This window comes from Dysgonomonas massiliensis (assembly GCF_900240225.1).
Taxonomy (GTDB): domain Bacteria; phylum Bacteroidota; class Bacteroidia; order Bacteroidales; family Dysgonomonadaceae; genus Dysgonomonas; species Dysgonomonas massiliensis.
In genome coordinates this window covers 210,570-230,420 of sequence record NZ_OEPV01000006.1, presented here as the reverse complement: position 1 = coordinate 230,420, position 19,851 = coordinate 210,570, and the positions used below count along the sequence as shown (strand labels likewise).

Sequence of the window (19,851 nt, the reverse complement as noted above, 5' to 3'; positions counted from 1 at the left end):
CTATGAAAAGAAGAACTCTAACTATTATCTGTACATTAATCTTGTCTCTAAGCTTTCCTACACTCATCCTTGGACAATCTCAATATGGGAAAATCACCATGGATGAAATGAAGATGACTACTTGTGACATTGACTCTAGTGCAAGTGCTGTAGTATTGATGAAAGATGGATTTACACAATTCTTGTACAAGGATTTAACTGGCCAATTCGTACACGAATACACCTTTCGCGCAAAGATTAAAATTTTGAAAGAAGATGGCCTCGAATATTGTGAAAATAGTATTTTCTATTATGTTGGCAGACAGATAGATTCTCGAGAAGAACTTCGGGGACTATCGGGGACAACTTATAATCTCGAAAACGGAAAAATAACCCGAACTAAATTAACGAAAGAATTTATTGTAGAAGAAGAACATGATGGCGAAAATAGACGCACTAAATTCACGATGCCCGGAGCGAAAGTCGGGTCGGTTATAGAGTTCAAATATACTATTACATCGCCTTTCAATTATAGTATTCGCGACTTTGATTTTCAGTCATACATACCAGTTCAACATGTAAAATATGAAATAATTATTCCTGAGTATTTTATATATAGTACACCAATACAAGGTTATGAAAGAATTGATTCTAAAAATGAGCCCACTAATGTTCGTATTACAATGAGACTACGTGATGAATATAATCGTCCATTTACATACGATGATAATTGCTCGGGAGTGAAACAAATCCACGTTGGAGAAAATCTTCCCGCAATGAAACAAGAGCCATTTATGTGGTCGAGAGGAGATTATATTAGCAGATTGAGCTTTGAACTTAGGAGCTTTCAATTCAAATACAGCATGGTCAAACAGTACTCTACAACATGGGCCGATATAGATAAGAGATTGTTCGAACTTGGAAGCTTTGGTGGTAGTTTAAAGAAAACGGGAATATTCAAGAATGATCCGAAACCAGCTACGCTTGACATAGCTGCTGCCTCGAAGATTATCATGGAACTTAGATCAAAGGTGAAATGGAATGAAAAGAGCAGTATTTCGGCCAGTAATCTTGACAAGATTATGAAAGAAGGGCTTGGCGACTCTGGCGACCTGAACTTCCTAGGTATAAATGCTCTAAATGCTGCGGGATTCGAAGCTTTTCCTATTATACTCAGCACACGTTCTAACGGGCGCATTCCGCTAACACACCCTTCTATTACAGCCTTCAATTACACCATATTAGGTGTAGTGATTGACAACAAATTATATACAATTGATGTTGCCGACAAATATAGCATATGGAATGTCCTTCCAGATAAAACCATGGTTACAAAAGCACGTATAATGCAGAAAGACCGTACTCGTTGGGTTGATCTTTCAAGTTCGTCTAAAGGAATTGAGTATATCATGTCAACCTATAAATTTGACGAATATGGACAATTGGTAGGTGATATAAATACTACATACAGAGGTAAAAGTGCTTACGAGTTTAGAAAAGTATATTACCAAAAACATAAGGATGAAGCTGATTATATTGACAATCTTTCAAAAGCAGTAGGTATGTCGATTGAGAATTTCAAAACAGACAACTTGAATAGCGCTTCCGGACAAGTAAAACGCAGCTTCACTATTAAACCTGATAACAGATTGGGTGATGACTTACTCTATATCGACCCGATGGTTATAAAACACATTTCGGAGAACCCTTTTAAGTCTGAAGAACGGAAATTCCCGGTTCAGTTCGATTACTTACAAGATTATATACAGGCCATAAACATTATTATTCCAGAAGGATATGTAGTAGAAGAGCTTCCTGAAAGCATTTCGTATATGTTGGATGAAGAAGGTAATATTAAATTCACTTATCAAGTTTCAGCAAATGAACATTCGGTATCAATACAATACAGATATGACTTAAAAAATCTACTTATACTCCCTGAAAAATATCAAGACATTAAAGAATTCTATGCTAAAATCATAGAGAAATGCTCCGAAGTAATTGTTCTAAAGAAAGTATAACGACTAACAAAGACTTAACGATATGTACAAAATACTCTTAGGACTTATCGTATCTACAATATCAATAATCCTGCCTAGCTATGGGCAGGATTATACTGTAAATACGATTCCCGACAGCTTAAAGAAAAACGCGAATGCCGTAATTCGCGACCTGAATCAAACTTATATTCAAACTGATGCCAATAATGGGATTTACACAGTAAATAAAGTAGTAACCATACTCAATCGTAAAGGCGATGATTATGCACATTTCGTTATATCGACCGATAAATTTTCGGAGTTGACTAAATTCTCGGGAATATTGCGCGATGCATCAGGGAAGATTATAAAAAAAATAAAAAAAGGAGATTTACTCTATTCGAGTCTCGAATTCAATAGCTTCACTACTGGTAGCTATAAAATCTCCTACGAGTGCCAATCACCATCATATCCATTCACTATCGAATACGACTATGAACTAAAATCAAAAAATGGCATACTATACTATCCATATTTCATACCTATTATTGGCACAAACATTGCTACTGAAAATATCTCTTTCACATTAGAAGCTCCTCAGAGTATAAAAGTTAGACATCATTCCAATTGCGATTACAAGATAAACCATAACACAAGCAATAACAAGGATATCTATACTATACAAGAGTCTAACATTTCAGCCATAGAAGGCGAAATATGGCAACCGAAATATACAGAACTATACCCTATAATAACATTTGCACCTAGTAGTTTTTGTTATGATTCGTATTGTGGTAATATGGACAGTTGGAACAACTATGGCAAATGGGTCAACCAATTGTTACAAAACAGAGATATCCTCCCTGCGGATTTGATAGACAAATTACAGACTATGACTAGCTCTGCCCAAACAGAGAGGGAGAAAATAAAAATAGTTTACGAATATTTGCAACAAAACACTCGTTACATCAGCGTACAACTAGGGATTGGAGGCTTACAACCCGAAACAGCTACCAATGTAGCTAAAAACAAAATGGGCGATTGCAAAGGTCTTAGCTTCTTAATGAAAGCAATGCTAAAGGTGATCAATATAGAATCAAATTATTGTGAAATATACAGTGGCAAAGGACGCAAGTACCTAGACGCTAACTTTCCGAGTATGACACAAACTAACCATGCGATATTGCTCGTTCCTCTAGATAATGATAGCATTTGGCTGGAATGTACGAACTCCACCATACCATTCGGATTCATTCACTCAAATATTGTAGATCACGATGTTATAGCAATTACCAATGATGGGGGTAAATTGTGCCATATACCAGCCTACAACAACAAAGACTATACGACTGAGACTGTGATGACAATTAATTTGGATGAAACGGGTGCTGCATCAGGATATATAGAACTCAAAAGCACGATGGACGTAGCGATGTATGTATCAGACTTAAAGAAACAGGATAGAGAAACTCAGATAAAATATTTGATGAGTGAAGTTAAGATGCCCAAAGTTAAATTTGGAAATATTGACATCGCGTACAGTCCTAGCGAAAAGCCTATAGCTACTGTTTCAAGTAAATTCGAAGCATCCAATATTGCCAATAAAACCGGTAGTAGATTATTTTTACGATCTTACCCTCTCAGCAAGGGTAATTTCAGAAGATTTGGATCAGCCAAGCGCATACACGACATAGAGATTCCTCAGCAATATATCCAATCAGATATCATTAAATATGTCCTACCAGAAGGATATTCAGCTGAATCGCTTCCTACCGATATTAGTATAGAAAATGAGTTTGGAAAATTCACAAGAAAACTTTCTGTTGAAAATAATATCGTAACTTCAAAAGTTACAATCGATATTAAATCTGGCAAATACGACAAATCGTCTTACGAAGACTTAAAATCATTTTTCGGAAAAATTGATTCGGCACTTGCAACAAGACTAGTATTCAAGAAGGATTAAAATAATTAAAGCTTTTTCAGCCTAATCAGGACAACCTCGGGGTGGGCAAAGAACCGAAAAGGAACTCCGCCCATCCCGATACCAGAACTGACGTATAGCTGTGTATCTTTCTTATTCATCCAACCATAACGATATTCATGTTTACTTGTAATCAAATCCTGACTAAATTGTCCGGGCATCACTGGTGCCCAAAATCCGAAAAGAGTAATTTGACCTGCGTGCGTATGACCAGATAAAATAAGGTCAATTTTATTGGATTTTAATTCGTCGACAAAGTTTGGTTGGTGCGACAATAAAATACAAAAATCTTTTTCCGATATATCATCAACTGTACTTTCTATACGAGTTTCATCACACCACCAATCGCCGACACCTCCTATTTTAATACTATCTGTACCAGATCGCACCCAGCACGATTGATTATCCATCATTCTGATACCTGATTTTTTCAATCCTCTGGCAATTTTATCAGCTCCAGACCAATGATCATGATTTCCCAATACAGCATAAACTCCATCTTTCGCTTTTAGCTTAGATATCTCGTCAAGAAAAGTATCGATATACTTTGCTCCAGAAACATAATCACCTCCCATCAGGATAATATCAGGATAAAGTTTATTAACACTATCAACCAATGCCCTAAGATCTCCTCGATCGAAATCGCTATCGGTGTGAATATCCGAAAGAAATGCTATTGTTTTACCATCAAAGCTTTGAGGTATATCTTTATGACTGAACACATAATTTCTTAGATGTATATTACGTGCCTCGTAATACGCATAGAGTAAGCATACACCTACTATAAAAAGAAAAGCAAGAAATATATTCCTTGCTTTTTTACTCTTTATCCATCGAATCATCTACAAGAAATTATTCGTCAAATTTATGATCTTTAATCAAGTTCTGATAATCATCTGCAGCTCTACGAACAACATCGCGTGCTGTAGCCGCATTATATATATGGAGAAGCACACATCGAGGTTCTTTCTCTCCGGGTATATCTTTATATGTAGTAAAATAATGGCGAAGACGATCAATCACCATAAACGGTACATCTTTGATATCCTGATACGAGCTATATATTGCATCACCTTCAAGAACAGCAATTAGCTTATCATCGGCTTTATCTTGATCCAACAGACGTAATCCACCGATAACACGTGCTTTCACAATGATATCACCATGGGTAATATCTTTTTCAGTGAGTACACAAATATCTATTGGGTCACCATCACCTTTCACGTCTGTTCTTTTCATCTGCTCGTTTGTCAGCTCAGCAACTTTATCGCCACAATACGTTTGTGGTAAAAATCCGTATAATGCTGGTACAATATTTGAGAAACGCTGAGGACGGTCGATAGATAGGTATCCGGTTACTTTATCTACTTCATACTTTACAGTATCAGTAGGAACAATTTCGATGAAAGCATTTACAACTTCAGGACAATTTTCGCCGAGTGAAATGCCGTGCCAAGGGTGTGCTTTATATCTTCTCATTTTTTAAATACTATTAATATTTAGCAAATATACGACATTTTATCACTTAACAAATATCAAATCACTCATAATACCATCAGAAATAAAAACTCCTTTGTCTGTCAAGATCAGCCTTCCATCTACTTCTTTCAAGCATTCACTCTTCAAATATCGCTTTGCATACCTCAAGCAGTATTCTAACATTTTGCTACCGAAACGCGATTCCAAAGTTTTTAAATCAACACCCCATTTTGTTCTCAGACCAGTCAATATAAAATCATTATATTGCTTATCTAAATCCAATATCTCGTACTCAACATCAAGCTTATCTTTGTCCAAAGCATTGATATACTTAGTTAGTGATGAGACATTCCAAGCCCGATCTTTTCCATTGAAAGAGTGCGCTGAAGGTCCAATTCCCAGATACTTCTCTCCCAACCAATACGAAGTATTATGTTTCGAATATTTGCTGTCTCTAGCAAAATTTGAAATTTCGTAATGTTCAAATCCTCCTTTTCGCAAGCGATCAATCATCAATGAGAACATGTCGTTGCTTAGTTCTTCATCAACTTCCGACACTTTATGTTTTTTTAACATTCTATATAGTGCCGTTCTTTCTTCATAAATAAGATGATATGCCGATACATGCTGAATATCTAATGACAAAGCAATATCCAAGTTTCGATTCCACACATCAATAGTTTGATCGGGAAGACCATATATCAAATCTATACTTATGTTATCAAAACCTCTGCTTTGTGCTAGTTTTACAGCATCTATTGCCGCTTGTGCAGAATGTCGGCGATTTAGAAATTTCAATTCAGGGTCGCTGAATGTCTGGATACCAATACTAAGCCTATTGAATGGCAACTTGGCGATGGAATCAAAGAAACCGGCAGTCAAATCATCAGGATTGGCTTCGAATGTTATCTCGGCGTTCGACTCAACCGTATAATTCTGATAAATAGAGTCGAATATGCGTTTAAACTCTTCGAAATATAATTGAGAAGGTGTCCCTCCTCCGAAATATATAGTTCGGATAGGTTCACCTTCAACATAATCTTTTCGGACTGACAATTCTTTTACAACTGCATCAACATATTGCCTTCTTTTCGAGTTATCCGTTCCAGTATAGAAATCACAATAGATACATCTTGTCTTACAGAATGGGACATGTATATATATACCAGCCATATCAGCAAACAGAAATTAGTACTGAATACACTTTATTCATACATCGTATCAATAAGATCTTTATACTTCTGAGCTACAGCTTTCCGTTTTACTTTCAATGTATTTGTAAGCTCACCGCCTTCCATTGTGAAAGGTTCGGCTATTAATCTGTACCTCTTTATTTTCTCAAATGGAGCAAAACTAGCCTGCTTCAACTCAATACGTCCATCAAGCATACGCAAGATTTCTTCATTCTCGATCAGATCGTTAATATCATTATATTTGATACCATTCTCATCAGCATATTCTTTCAATATGGGAAAATCAGGAACAATCAGCGCACTCACGAATTTACGATCATCGGCAATAACAACTACTGTATCAAAGAATTTATCCTCAGAGACTCTTGTTTCAATAGCCTGAGGTGCAATGTATTTTCCGTTAGATGTTTTATACAAATCTTTAATTCGTTCAGTAATAGTCAACACTCCATTTTCATACGTTCCGGCATCACCAGTTCTGAAAAAGCCATCTTCAGTAAATACTGCTGCTGTTTCTTCGGGTTTATTGTAATACTCACGCATTACCGTTTTACCTTTTACCAGTATTTCATTATTTTCACCGATTTTCACTTCTAAACCCGGCATTATTACACCTACTGAACTTAAAACAAAAGGTTCATTTGGAGGATAACAAGTAACAGTGGCGCAAGTTTCAGTCAAACCATATCCTACAACAATAGGAATATCTACTGACTGAAGAAATTCATTTACAGTATCTGACAATGGAGAACCTGCACATGGGAACATCTTGCCCCGCTGTATACCGATAACCATTTTGAGCACTCTGAATACTGTATTTTTATAGAAAAAGAACTTTATAGATGTACCTAAAGGAGCTTTGAGTCCTTTATTCTTATAATCAAGATTATATTTTTTCCCGGTACGTATAGAATGCGTATAGAGCCATTTCATCAGACCCTTCGAACTATTAATCTTCTCTTGTACTCCAGAATATACCTTTTCCCAAAAACGGGGCACACTACACATTACTGTAGGATTCATCTGTTTTATCGATTTCTGAATATTCGGAGCATCTTTATTCACAATAATACGCATTCCTTTATGCAGTGCATAAAATGACCATGCCTTTTCAAAAACATGGGCCAATGGCAAAAAGCACATTGAGCGTTCTTTGTCTGTCATATGCGGAAGTCTTATATCATGGATACGGAAGACTTCTAAAAATGTAGCATGAGTCAAGACTACTCCTTTTGGTTCTCCGGTTGTACCAGACGTATAGATTATACATGCAACATCCGAATCTTTACGAGATTTAGTACGGACACGAACGGTTACTTCCGCATTCGAGTTTTCGCCCATAGCGATAAACTCATCAAAATAAATCGACGTCTTATCTGCAGGATGTTTTACGACCTCAGGATTGTAAATTACTAAGTGTTCTAACACCGATGAGTCCTGCTGAACCTTATATGCGTTGTTATATTGAAATTGGTCTCCAACAAATAGCAATTTAATCTGAGCATCATTTACGATGTATTCAACCTGACTGGTCGAAGATGTAGCATAGATAGGAATAGCAATACATCTATTTGCAAACGAAGCAAAGTCAGTTATTAGATATTGCGGTACATTCTGAGAATAAACTCCAATGCGATCTTCTTCTTTTACCCCCAACTCGGCCATCGACCATGCTACACGCATAATATCGCGAGAGAAATTACGCCAAGATATGCTTTTCCACTTTTTATCTGTTTCGTTATAATACTTTAAGGCTGTACGTTTGCCATATTTCTGAGCCTGCTTGTGAGGCAATATGGATAGATGATAATACTTCATGCTAATCTTTAGTTGATATATGTTGCCGCAAAGTTACTCTTTTAATACTAAATTGTATAAAAAAAAAGCACTTTTATAGTTCACAGAACAGTTGTTGCCTAGACAACATACGTCTTATTATCAAACAATTATAAAGACAAAAACTATTTAGATATTTATTTTCACTAATAGAATCATACTATTTAGATAGATATTATATAGGCTACTTTCTTTTTTTATTAAGTTTGCAGCCGAAAAAAAACATTTACATTTTTAATATAAGCATTAAGTAATAGACCCCTAAAATAATGAGTCTACAAAAACGTTTCGTCATCACTGTCATCGCAATCACTACTTCATTTAATCTCTTTAGTCAAGAAGCTTCTAGTATCACCGATTGGGTGGAAGAAGGCAAATCTCTATACGAAGGAATATCGGGAAAAGAGAAAGAACATAAAAATATAAGTATTGATCTTCACTTACGCGCTGGATTCGACCTTGATATGCTCGATTCGAAAACTTCGGGCAAATTCAACATGCGTGAAGCAAGAATTGACATCAAAGGCAATCTCACAAATTGGTTATCATTCAGATATCGCCAAAAACTGAATGAAGGCAATAGCAGCAATGGAAATATAGACAATCTTCCTGCATCGCTAGATGTACTGGGATTAGGAATTAAGCTTTCAGATAAATGGTCTACATTCATAGGAAAACAAGCCGTATCATACGGAGGATTTGAATATGATCTCAACCCAATTATGATCTACGACTATTCGGAAACGCTGCTTAGCTTATACGGATTTATGACTGGAGTAAATATCATATATAATGTCACCAAAAGCCACGAATTACAATTTCAGATTGTGAACAGCCGCATGAAAAGTAATATTGACGAAGCTTACGGACCTGGATTTAAAGACATTTCACTTCCTTTTATATACACCTTGAATTGGAACGGAAATTTCAGCAATACATTCTTTACAAGGTGGTCAGCATCGTTAATGAGCCAAGCCAAAGGTAAACAAGCATATTATTACACAATGGGAAATCAACTGAATATTGACAAATTCAGCATGTATCTCGATTTGAATTACTACACGAAAGACATTGATGACAATGGTGTCATAACAGCTCTCACCGGAGGAATCAATGGTCACAATGCTTTAGACGTAGACTACAAAGGAATTGTATACCAAATTGATTACCGCCTGACACCTAAGTGGAATATATTCGGTAGAACTTCTCTTGATGTTACTTCTGTCAATAAAAGCCACAAAGAGATTGAAAAAGGAACATATAAAACTCTATTTGGTTATCAAACGGGAGTTGAATACTACCCGATGCAAAAGAGCAATTTGCATTTCTTCCTTGCTTATGTAGGCAAATACCACAAATTCAAAGAAAAAGCTAAATCATTCGAAGCTGACAATTATTCAGAAAACAGAGTAAGTGTAGGATTTATATACACTTTACCTGTATTTTAAAAATGATTTTAGCCGAGCAATAAATCCATTTCCCTAAAATATCTATTACTTTTGTAGCTAAACAATAAATTATGGCTGCAAAAGGGATGAAAGGACTGGTCAAGGATACTGCAATCTATGGATTGAGCAGTATTGTTGGTCGTGCACTCAATTGGTGTCTGAATCCTTTGTACATGTATATATTTGCCGATCCTACCGAATTGGGTAAGATGAGTGCAATATACGGATACGTCGCTTTATTATTGGTACTGCTGACTTATGGTATGGAAACCGGTTTTTTCCGATTTATGAATAACAATCAGGACGATCCGCGTCGCGTATATTCTACATCACTCATATCATTAGCATCTACTTCTATTTTATTCATTGCCCTTTGCTTTATATTCATCAACCCGATAGCATCTTGGATAAAATATCCTGATCATAACGATCATATCCTGATGATGGCCGTTGTAGTTGCAATGGATGCTTTTATGGTTATTCCTTACGCATATCTCAGATATAAGAAGAAAGCTAAACAGTTCATGCTATTCCGATTGATGTTTATTTTCTCGAACATTATCCTCAATCTGTTTTTCTTACTCGTATGTCCTGCAATACATAAATCGAACCCTGAGCTAATCAGTTGGTTCTACAATCCTAATTACGGCATAGGCTATATATTCCTAGCCAACCTACTATCGGCATTACTTGTCCTAATTATGCTGATACCAGCTACAATGAAAGACCTGAAACTCTGGTTCGACCGAAGTATTCTAAAGCGAATGCTAAAATACTCAGCCCCTCTTCTAATACTAGGTATTGCCGGCGTAGTGAGTCAAGTAGTAGCACAGATTACCTATCCTTATCTGTTTGATGATCCATCTGAGGCATTCCGCCAATTGGGCATTTACACCAGCAATCTAAAGATAGCCGGAGTCATAACGATGTTTATTCAAGCCTTTCGCTATGCTTACGAGCCCTTCTTCTTCGGTGTAAATAAAGATAAAGACAATACTCAGTCGTATGCTGATGCGATGAAGTACTTTGTACTATTCTCTTTGGTAATTTTCCTCGGTATACTATTTTATATAGACATCATTACATACATTTTGACTTTGATAGGAAAAAATTACGTAGTGGGTCTCAACATCCTACCAACAGCCATGATGGGTGAAATTCTGTTTGGAATTTACTTCAATCTTTCAGTCTGGTACAAACTGACAGACAATACTAAGTTCGGAGCTTACTTCTCCGTGATGGGCTGCATTCTGCAAATTACAATGAACATCATTTTCGTACCGATGTTTGGCTATATTGCCAGTGCATGGGCTACACTCATTAGCAATTTTATCATCATGAGTATTTCATATTATATAGGTCAAAAATATTATCCGATACAATACGATCTGAAATCGATATGCTATTACTTCATCGTTGCCGGTATACTCTTCGCCGCAGCAATGTATATTCCTATCGAAAATGATATTTTGCGGACATTGCATCGCACAGCAATACTGGCTCTGTATATTGTATTCATCTTCAAAAAAGAAGATATTCAAATTAGTAAACTGCCTTTTATAGGCAAATTCTTTAAACGTAAATAAAACCAAATAAACCATTATTAATCAGTAGAACATGAGAAAATTATTACTAGCAATAGCTTCTATCCTTCTGCTTACATCCAATATGTATGCTGACGAGGGAATGTGGCTACTAAAAGAGCTGAACAGGCAGAGTGCTGCAAAGATGAAAGAATTGGGATTCAAATACCCAATCAATAAATTGTATAGTGAAGAAAATCCTTCATTAAAAGATGCCGTCGTTATCTTCGGTCGTGGCTGTACAGGCGTATCTGTATCTGACAAGGGACTGATCTTTACAAACCACCATTGTGGTTTCGGTAATATTCAAGAGTTGAGTTCGGTTGAACACGATTACCTGAAAGACGGTTTCGTAAGCCAAACATTCGAAGAGGAGCTATACGCTCCGGGATTAACAATCTCTTACCTTCAAAAGACTGAGGATGTGACTGACTATGTATTGGCAGACGTTACTGATGCCGATAGCGAAGAAGCTCGCGAAGCTAAAGCTACTGCTAAAATCAGCGAATACCTGAAACAATACGAAGGTCAGGAATTCATCAGTGCTAAAATCATCCCTTTCTATACAAAGAACAAATACTACCTTGTTGTTTATGAAGTATTCAACGATGTACGCTTGGTATTCACTCCACCGCAATCAATCGGTAAATATGGAGACGAAACTGACAACTGGATGTGGCCTCGTCACACTGGCGATTTCTCGGTATTCCGCGTGTATGCCAACAAAGACAACAAAGCAGCAAATTACAGCAAAGATAATGTTCCTTACAAACCTAAATATTCGGTTCCTGTATCACTGAAAGGATACAAAGAAGGCGACTACGCGATGACTATCGGTTTCCCTGGAAGCACAGAGCGCTATATGTCATCATTCGGCATCAAACAAATGGTCGAATCGGAACACAAACCTCGTATTGAAGTTCGTGGCGAAAAGCAAGCGATCTGGCGCGAGGCTATGAATGCAAGCGATGCTATCCGTATCAAATATGCTGCAAAATACGCTCAAAGCTCTAACTACTGGAAGAATGCAATGGGTATGAACGAAGCAATTGCTAAGCTTGGAGTCATTCCTCAAAAACAAACTCTTGAAAACAAATTCCAAAGTTGGGTACAATCGACAAACAACACGAAATATGCTGAAACGCTTTCGATGCTTGACGAAGGTTATACGCAAACAATGGATGCGGCGAAATACCTTACATACTTCTCTGAAACATTCAACAATGGTATTGAGATCGTTCGTTTGGTCAATACATTCAAAAGAGCTCAAAGAAATGACGGCGACAAGATCGGCGAAACTGTAGATGCAAAACTTGGAGGTCTGTACAAAGACTATGAAGCTGCACTGGATCACAAATTGATGCCTACATTATTGAAGCTATATGCTGAACGTGTTCCGAAGAAATACCAACCTGCTATCTATGATACTATCCAAACAAGATTCGGTGGCGACTACAACAAATATGCTGATTGGGTATATGCAAACAGCAAATTCACTTCACTAAAAGGTATCCACGAATACATTGCAAAAGTCAAAGAAGATTCAACTTACGTTGATCCAGCAATGGAATTGGTAAGCACTATGCAACAGCCAATGATGAATATATATGCTGACATCGAACCATATGCTGATAAGCTTAGCAAAGGTAGTCGCTTGTTCATGGCCGGTCTTATGGAAATGGAGCCTAACAAGGCATTCTATCCTGATGCTACTTTCACTCAACGCCTGAGCTATGGCACAGTTAGAGGTTACAAACCTGCCGATGCTGTTACTTACAATTATTACACTACCCCTAAAGGCATCTTCGAGAAATACATTAAGGACGATCCTGAATTCCACGTACAAGATTACATTCTAGATCATCTTCGCAAACAAGACTTCGGTCGCTATGCTGACAAAGACGGATCGATGCATGTAAACTTCCTATCGAACAACGATATTACTGGAGGAAACTCGGGTAGTCCGGTATTCGATAAAAATGCACATCTTATCGGACTTGCTTTCGACGGAAACTGGGAATCATTGAGCGGTGACATTACTTTCGACAATGATGTACAACGTTGTATCAATGTTGATATCCGTTATGTACTTTATGTAATCGATAAAGTTATGGGATGCCCTCGCTTAGTTGATGAATTGACTATAGCTAAATAAGAATTACAATACAACTTTTAAATAGGCTGACTCTGTTTGAGAGTCAGCCTATTTATTTTGCCTCACTCGCAAAAAGTAACACTTTACTACAAATATTCGCCACTATATTGATTTTACCCTAAACCCCTAATGGGGCTTTTTCTTATATCTTCCCTTTCAGGGGATAAGAGGGGCATTCTGTTAAAAAGTAACACTTGTGTACAGATTTTCTTTACTGTTTTTATTACGATACTTTTATTCTTTCAATGAACTCTTCTTCTATGTATAGATAAAGTTTCTTACAAAAAACAAAAAAGCCTCATCTTTTCAGACGAGGCCTTTTCTCCTAAACTCTAAACTAATCTATTATTTCACTTCTTCAAAATCTACGTCAGTCACATTGTCGCCATCTTGGCTGTTTTCTGACGAAGCTTGTTGTCCTGCATCAGCACCACCTTGTTGTTGCTGATTGTACATATTTTGGCTCATTGCGTGAAGCAAGTTATTCAACTCTTCGATAGCTTTGTCGATAGCGTCGATATCTTGTGCTTTATGAGCATCTTTCAATTTTGTAAGAGCTGCTTCGATCGGAGCTTTCTGATCAGCAGGAATCTTATCACCAAGTTCGTTCAATTGTTTTTCTGTTTGGAAAATCATTGAGTCAGCTTGGTTCAATTTGTCGATTCTTTCTTTTTCTTTCTTATCCGATTCAGCATTAGCAGCAGCTTCATCCTTCATACGTTGAATTTCAGCATCGCTCAATCCCGAAGAAGCTTCGATACGGATTGATTGCTCTTTACCTGTTGCTTTATCTTTTGCCGATACGCTCAATATACCGTTAGCATCGATGTCGAATGTTACTTCGATTTGAGGCACGCCACGTGGAGCTGCAGGTATACCATCTAAGTTGAATACACCAATTTGTTTGTTATCTTTCGCCATCGGACGCTCACCTTGTAGTACATTGATTTGTACTGATGGTTGATTGTCGGCAGCAGTCGAGAATGTTTCGCTCTTACGTGTAGGGATTGTTGTGTTCGACTCAATCAATTTTGTCATCACACCACCCATTGTTTCTATACCTAATGAAAGTGGAGTTACGTCTAGAAGAAGAACGTCTTTCACATCACCAGTTAAAACTGCACCTTGAATAGCAGCACCTACTGCAACTACTTCATCTGGGTTTACACCTTTCGAAGGAGCTTTTCCGAAGAATTTCTCAACTTCAGCTTGGATTGCAGGGATACGAGTAGAACCTCCTACAAGGATCACTTCATCGATATCGCTTGCTGAGTATCCAGCATCTTTCAATGCTTGACGACAAGGTTCGATTGATTTACGGATCAAGCTATCAGCCAATTGTTCGAATTTAGCACGAGATAATGTTTTAACCAAGTGCTTTGGAATACCATTAACCGGCATAATATATGGTAGGTTGATCTCAGTTGAAGTTGTGCTCGAAAGCTCGATTTTTGCTTTTTCTGCAGCTTCTTTCAAACGTTGAAGAGCCATCGGATCTTTACGCAAGTCAAGACCTTCTTCGTTTTGGAATTCTTCAGCCAACCAATTGATGATTACGTTATCGAAGTCATCACCACCAAGGTGAGTATCACCATTTGTAGATTTCACTTCAAATACTCCATCACCTAGTTCTAGGATTGAGATATCGAAAGTACCTCCACCAAGGTCAAACACTGCGATCTTCATATCTTTATGAGCTTTGTCAAGACCATAAGCAAGAGCTGCAGCTGTTGGTTCGTTTACGATACGAGCAACTTTCAAACCTGCAATTTCTCCGGCTTCTTTAGTAGCCTGACGTTGAGCATCGTTAAAGTAAGCTGGAACTGTAATTACAGCTTCGTTTACTTCTTGTCCAAGATAATCTTCAGCTGTTTTCTTCATTTTTTGAAGAATCATTGCCGAAATTTCTTGTGGAGTATATAATCTTCCGTCGATATCTACACGCGGAGTGTTATTATCACCTTTCACTAGTTTATAAGGTACGCGTGGAACTTCGCTTGCTGCTTGATCCCATGTTTCACCCATGAAACGTTTGATTGAGTATATAGTTTTTTCAGGGTTAGTGATTGCCTGACGTTTTGCAGGATCACCTACTTTACGTTCGCCTCCGTCAATGAAAGCTACTACCGAAGGTGTTGTACGTTTACCTTCATTGTTGGCGATAACGATAGGCTCGTTACCTTCCATCACAGATACACACGAGTTTGTTGTACCTAAGTCGATTCCTATAATTTTTCCCATTTTAAATATTATTTATTTGTTTATTATTTTCTGTTTTTTAAATCTATCTTTTTCGGCTATCTTTATTGTCGTTGATAGCAACACTTGTAAATAATCAAATCCTATGCCAAAAATTAATCAACATTAAACTTTATGACAAGGCATGACTATTTGGCAGTTTAAAACAAACGATTCAAGATATGGATATAACGATCATCAGAGAGCTTGGAGTAACACTCGTAACCTCATTAATTACACTCTTTCCCATAGTCAACCCTATAGGAAACGGATTTCTTATCAATAGCTTTCTACATGGCGTTCCCGAGACCGAACGCAAGAAACTTATAAAAAAGATAGTAACATATTGTATATTTATAGGATTGGGGACTCTCCTACTCGGCAGATTAGTATTATTCCTTTTCGGACTACATATTTCTGTCATTCAATTGGCGGGGGGAATCGTTATCTGCAAAACAGGATTGGAATTACTTGCGGCTCCAAATGAGGAAAGCGAGAAAAGTGAAAAGGACGAACAAGAAGAAGCAACTGCCAATATTACACTCAGTAAGATTAGAAAACAATTATTTTATCCGATAACGTTCCCTATCATTATGGGTGCCGGTAGTATTTCCGTTATTCTGACAATGATGGCAAATGCTACGATGCAAAATTCCTCATTACTGCACACTCTTATTAGTTCTGCTATTATTGCAATAGCTATCATTGGCATATGTTTGTTACTATATATCACGGCTACCCAAACCAGACTAATAGTGAAACGATTAGGTCCATCCGGACATATAATCATCAACAAACTCATAGCCTTTATTACATTCTGTATAGGGTTACAGATATTACTGCAAGCAATATCCGCTCTATTCAGTATAAAGATATTCTAAGCTTACAAATACAAGAGAGCCCTATTCCTTTACGAAACAGGGCTCTTTATTATTAATATCATAACGGACTATTCTTCCCAATCATCTCTTCCATGATGTATTGCCAACCCTCCAGTAGATGTTTCTTTATACAATGAAGGCAAATCATGTCCGGTTTGTTTCATCGTGATGACTACCTTATCAAATTTAATTAAGTGTGTTCCATCCGATAACATGGCATACGAGCATGAATCCAGTGCACGAACAGCCGCAAAGGCATTACGTTCGATACATGGCACCTGAACTAGCCCACACACTGGATCGCATGTCAATCCCAGATGATGTTCCAATCCCATTTCGGCAGCATATTCGATCTGTTTTGTCGAACCGCCAAACAACTGAGCTGCAGCCGCTGCTGCCATAGCACAAGCCACACCGACCTCGCCCTGACAACCGACTTCGGCTCCTGATATCGAAGCGTTATATTTAACGACATTACCAAACAAGCCGGCAGTCATCAAAGCTCTTATTATTTTTTGGTCGCTTACACCATGAGCTGTTTTCAGATGATAAAGTACTGCAGGTAGAACTCCGCATGATCCGCAAGTAGGTGCTGTTACTATTTTTCCGCCCGACGCATTTTGTTCCGAGACTGCCAAAGCATATGAGTATATCAATGCCCTACTTTTCATAGAACCCGAATATCCTTTTGCTTTCACAAAATAAGTTGAAGCTTTTCGTTGCAAGCCCAAACATCCCGGAAGAAGCCCTTCGGCATCGAGCCCTATACGTATAGCCTCTTGCATTGTTTCCCAAACTTCTGTCAGATATTCGACAATTTCATCACGTCCTTCTCTATCTTCGACATACTCCCAATAGGTTTTACCCGTTTCCTGACACCATGCAAGAATATCTTTCATCTTGCTTTTGTCGTAAACGACAGCTTCATCTATTCTAGAATTTTCGTCGGCTAAGTCGCCTCCACCAATACTATATATCAACCATTCGTCAAAAACATTGCGTTCTGCATCTAAAGCTTCAAACAATAATGCATTCGGATGGAAAGGTTTATTCTCTTCAGGTTTCCAGACTATTTCACATTCAACTGGCTCAAGCGTACTTATAATTGCTGTATCAGTTAAGTGACCTTTTCCGGTTGCAGCCAGACTTCCATACAATGTTACTCTGAACGAAGCGGCCTGCGGATTACGTTCTTTGAACATTACAGCTGCTTTCTGTGGCCCCATAGTATGACTACTGGATGGACCATAACCAATTTTGTAAATGTATTTTATAGATTTCATAGCCTTGGGAATTATGAAGAATTAACGAGTCTTTATAATATTTTTTAATTTTTTATATCGTTTATTATGTAAATATAACCTATTAAAATGGATATATAGAAATTATTTTTATTAATATTGTGAAATGTTTTAAAACATATTTTATAATTAGGTCAACTTCATTTTAGATGAGTAATTTTGCTATGTAAAATAAAAATGAAACAATCTTCATATACCCTAATTAACCATGAAAACTATGATAGCCTAAACAGGCATCATCCGATAAGATCAAGAAGTAACAACTAACGCAACAGTATTACTTCTTGATCTTATTTTGTTAAAGCTCATCCGAAAACAATTTAAACAAGAGAAACCAAATATAAACCAAAAACGAAGAAAACAATTAATTATGACTACTGACGTACAAAAAAAGAATTACACACTACCAATCATTGTGATGATATTCCTTTTCGCAATGATCGCGTTTGTGACCAACCTTGCTGCTCCTATCGGAGTTATATGGAAAGGTAAGTTCGAAGGATCGAACATGCTAGGAATGATGGGTAACCTAATGAACTTTGCAGCTTACTTTTTCATGGGTATACCTGCAGGTAAATTACTAGCAAAACACGGATATAAAAAAACAGCCCTAGCGGCGATCGTGGTTGGATTCTTAGGTATCTTCACTCAATACCTATCTGGTGTATTAGGAGTTAACTCTACATCATTCGGACTACCTACAAACTTCATCATCTATCTACTAGGTGCATTTATCTGCGGTTTCAGCGTATGTATGCTTAATACTGTAGTAAACCCTATGCTAAACACGCTTGCAGGTGGTGGTAACAAAGGAAACCAATTAATCCAAGTAGGAGGTACATTCAATTCATTAGCAGGAACACTTACTCCACTTATGGTAGGTGCTATGATTGGACAAGTTACAGCTTCGACTGCAATGTCTAACGTAAATCCACTTCTATTCATCGCAATGGGTGTATTTGCATTTGCATTCATCATACTTTCAATGGTTGCTATCCCTGAACCACATTTAGTAAAAGCTAGTACAGAAAAAGCTGTAGTTAAAGAAAAAGACAAATATAGTCCATGGAGCTTCCGTCACCTTAAACTTGGTGTTATTGCTATCTTTATCTATGTAGGTATCGAAATCGGTGTACCGGGCACATTGAACTTCTTCTTATCAGACACAAGCGCAAGCGGAGCAGGCTTAGATCCGGCAAATGCTTCTGCAATCGGAGGTTCGGTAGCTGCTACATATTGGTTCTTGATGCTTGTGGGACGTTTTATCGGTAGTGCTATCGGTTCTAAGATTTCTAGTAAGATGATGCTTACGGCTGTATCTAGTACAGGTTTAGTATTGGTATTAGCTGCTATCTTCTCTCCTATTGAGACTCTAGTATCTATGCCTGTATTTAACGGATCTGCGTTTGGAATGGTACAAGTTCCTATCAATGCACTATTCTTAGTACTTTGTGGACTTTGTACTTCAATCATGTGGGGTGGAATCTTTAACCTTGCAGTAGAAGGACTTGGAAAATATGTTGCAACAGCATCAGGAATCTTCATGATGATGGTTGTTGGTGGAGGTATCCTTCCATTCTTCCAAAACTGGGTTGCCGACCAAGCTGGATATCTAGCTAGCTACTGGGTAATCGTTGCAGGACTAGCTTATTTGTTATACTACGCGCTAGTTGGCTGCAAGAACGTTAACAAAGACATACCTGTAGAAGACTAATCATCTACATATTAATAGAATATAAGAAAAGGCTTCCGTCACATTAACGGAAGCCTTTTTACATTTCATAACTCTAAAATT

Annotated in this window: 13 protein-coding genes; 7 read left to right on the top strand and 6 right to left on the bottom strand. The window is 37.4% G+C overall.

Annotated elements, in window-relative coordinates:
• Positions 1–2: 2 nt before the first annotated feature.
• Positions 3–2,000 (top strand): DUF3857 domain-containing protein, encoded by a 1,998-nt coding sequence (locus C1A06_RS07975; protein ID WP_101689717.1) that lies wholly within the window; start codon positions 3–5, stop codon positions 1,998–2,000.
• Positions 2,001–2,022: 22 nt separating this feature from the next.
• Positions 2,023–3,924, top strand: coding sequence for a DUF3858 domain-containing protein (locus C1A06_RS07970; RefSeq protein ID WP_101689716.1), 1,902 nt, complete (start codon positions 2,023–2,025; stop codon positions 3,922–3,924).
• Positions 3,925–3,929: 5 nt separating this feature from the next.
• Here C1A06_RS07970 and C1A06_RS07965 read toward each other — a convergent pair whose 3' ends face one another.
• From C1A06_RS07965 to C1A06_RS07950, 4 genes are read right to left on the bottom strand one after another with little or no spacing between them, the layout of a single operon-like run.
• Complete coding sequence (locus C1A06_RS07965) at positions 3,930–4,784, bottom strand: metallophosphoesterase (RefSeq protein WP_101689715.1); 855 nt, start codon at positions 4,782–4,784, stop codon at positions 3,930–3,932.
• A gap of 10 nt (positions 4,785–4,794) precedes the next feature.
• Complete coding sequence (locus tag C1A06_RS07960) at positions 4,795–5,421, bottom strand: inorganic pyrophosphatase (protein WP_101689714.1); 627 nt, start codon at positions 5,419–5,421, stop codon at positions 4,795–4,797.
• A 42-nt stretch (positions 5,422–5,463) separates the two neighbouring features.
• A complete protein-coding gene (gene hemW, locus C1A06_RS07955) occupies positions 5,464–6,594 on the bottom strand; it encodes a radical SAM family heme chaperone HemW (RefSeq protein ID WP_101689713.1) in 1,131 nt (376 codons plus the stop codon).
• A 32-nt stretch (positions 6,595–6,626) separates the two neighbouring features.
• Positions 6,627–8,432 carry an AMP-dependent synthetase/ligase gene (locus C1A06_RS07950; protein ID WP_101689712.1) on the bottom strand — a complete coding sequence of 602 codons (1,806 nt, stop codon included), beginning with the start codon at positions 8,430–8,432 and terminating at the stop codon, positions 6,627–6,629.
• Between the two features lie 287 nt (positions 8,433–8,719).
• On the opposite strand from C1A06_RS07950, the gene C1A06_RS07945 reads away from it, so the two are divergent.
• The 3 genes from C1A06_RS07945 to C1A06_RS07935 all read left to right on the top strand — a co-directional run bounded on the left by C1A06_RS07945 (position 8,720) and on the right by C1A06_RS07935 (position 13,636).
• The gene (locus tag C1A06_RS07945; protein ID WP_101689711.1) at positions 8,720–9,898 is read left to right on the top strand and encodes a porin; all 1,179 of its coding nucleotides are present in this window, start codon (positions 8,720–8,722) and stop codon (positions 9,896–9,898) included.
• 71 nt (positions 9,899–9,969) lie between these two features.
• Positions 9,970–11,484: an oligosaccharide flippase family protein gene (locus tag C1A06_RS07940; protein ID WP_101689710.1), complete on the top strand. Its 1,515-nt coding sequence runs from the start codon at positions 9,970–9,972 to the stop codon at positions 11,482–11,484.
• Between the two features lie 31 nt (positions 11,485–11,515).
• Positions 11,516–13,636 carry a S46 family peptidase gene (locus tag C1A06_RS07935; protein ID WP_101689709.1) on the top strand — a complete coding sequence of 707 codons (2,121 nt, stop codon included), beginning with the start codon at positions 11,516–11,518 and terminating at the stop codon, positions 13,634–13,636.
• Between the two features lie 345 nt (positions 13,637–13,981).
• On the opposite strand, the gene dnaK is transcribed toward C1A06_RS07935, so the two are convergent.
• Positions 13,982–15,877 carry a molecular chaperone DnaK gene (dnaK, locus tag C1A06_RS07930; RefSeq protein ID WP_101689708.1) on the bottom strand — a complete coding sequence of 632 codons (1,896 nt, stop codon included), beginning with the start codon at positions 15,875–15,877 and terminating at the stop codon, positions 13,982–13,984.
• A 179-nt stretch (positions 15,878–16,056) separates the two neighbouring features.
• Between dnaK and C1A06_RS07925 the strand changes: the two genes are divergently transcribed.
• Positions 16,057–16,755, top strand: a complete 699-nt coding sequence (locus C1A06_RS07925) for a MarC family protein (RefSeq protein WP_101689707.1) — start codon at positions 16,057–16,059, stop codon at positions 16,753–16,755.
• 68 nt (positions 16,756–16,823) lie between these two features.
• On the opposite strand, the gene C1A06_RS07920 is transcribed toward C1A06_RS07925, so the two are convergent.
• Positions 16,824–18,038, bottom strand: coding sequence for an L-serine ammonia-lyase (locus tag C1A06_RS07920; RefSeq protein ID WP_101689706.1), 1,215 nt, complete (start codon positions 18,036–18,038; stop codon positions 16,824–16,826).
• A gap of 388 nt (positions 18,039–18,426) precedes the next feature.
• Between C1A06_RS07920 and C1A06_RS07915 the strand changes: the two genes are divergently transcribed.
• Positions 18,427–19,770, top strand: coding sequence for an MFS transporter (locus C1A06_RS07915; protein ID WP_101689705.1), 1,344 nt, complete (start codon positions 18,427–18,429; stop codon positions 19,768–19,770).
• The last annotated feature ends 81 nt before the right edge of the window (positions 19,771–19,851 follow it).

Bases quoted from the DNA above. Each gene is read 5' to 3' on its own strand.
- C1A06_RS07975 (WP_101689717.1), top strand. From the start codon at position 3: ATGAAAAGAAGAACTCTAACTATTATCTGTACATTAATCTTGTCTCTA.
- C1A06_RS07970 (WP_101689716.1), top strand. From the start codon at position 2,023: ATGTACAAAATACTCTTAGGACTTATCGTATCTACAATATCAATAATC.
- C1A06_RS07965 (WP_101689715.1), bottom strand. From the start codon at position 4,784: ATGATTCGATGGATAAAGAGTAAAAAAGCAAGGAATATATTTCTTGCT.
- C1A06_RS07960 (WP_101689714.1), bottom strand. From the start codon at position 5,421: ATGAGAAGATATAAAGCACACCCTTGGCACGGCATTTCACTCGGCGAA.
- hemW (WP_101689713.1), bottom strand. From the start codon at position 6,594: ATGGCTGGTATATATATACATGTCCCATTCTGTAAGACAAGATGTATC.
- C1A06_RS07950 (WP_101689712.1), bottom strand. From the start codon at position 8,432: ATGAAGTATTATCATCTATCCATATTGCCTCACAAGCAGGCTCAGAAA.
- C1A06_RS07945 (WP_101689711.1), top strand. From the start codon at position 8,720: ATGAGTCTACAAAAACGTTTCGTCATCACTGTCATCGCAATCACTACT.
- C1A06_RS07940 (WP_101689710.1), top strand. From the start codon at position 9,970: ATGGCTGCAAAAGGGATGAAAGGACTGGTCAAGGATACTGCAATCTAT.
- C1A06_RS07935 (WP_101689709.1), top strand. From the start codon at position 11,516: ATGAGAAAATTATTACTAGCAATAGCTTCTATCCTTCTGCTTACATCC.
- dnaK (WP_101689708.1), bottom strand. From the start codon at position 15,877: ATGGGAAAAATTATAGGAATCGACTTAGGTACAACAAACTCGTGTGTA.
- C1A06_RS07925 (WP_101689707.1), top strand. From the start codon at position 16,057: ATGGATATAACGATCATCAGAGAGCTTGGAGTAACACTCGTAACCTCA.
- C1A06_RS07920 (WP_101689706.1), bottom strand. From the start codon at position 18,038: ATGAAATCTATAAAATACATTTACAAAATTGGTTATGGTCCATCCAGT.
- C1A06_RS07915 (WP_101689705.1), top strand. From the start codon at position 18,427: ATGACTACTGACGTACAAAAAAAGAATTACACACTACCAATCATTGTG.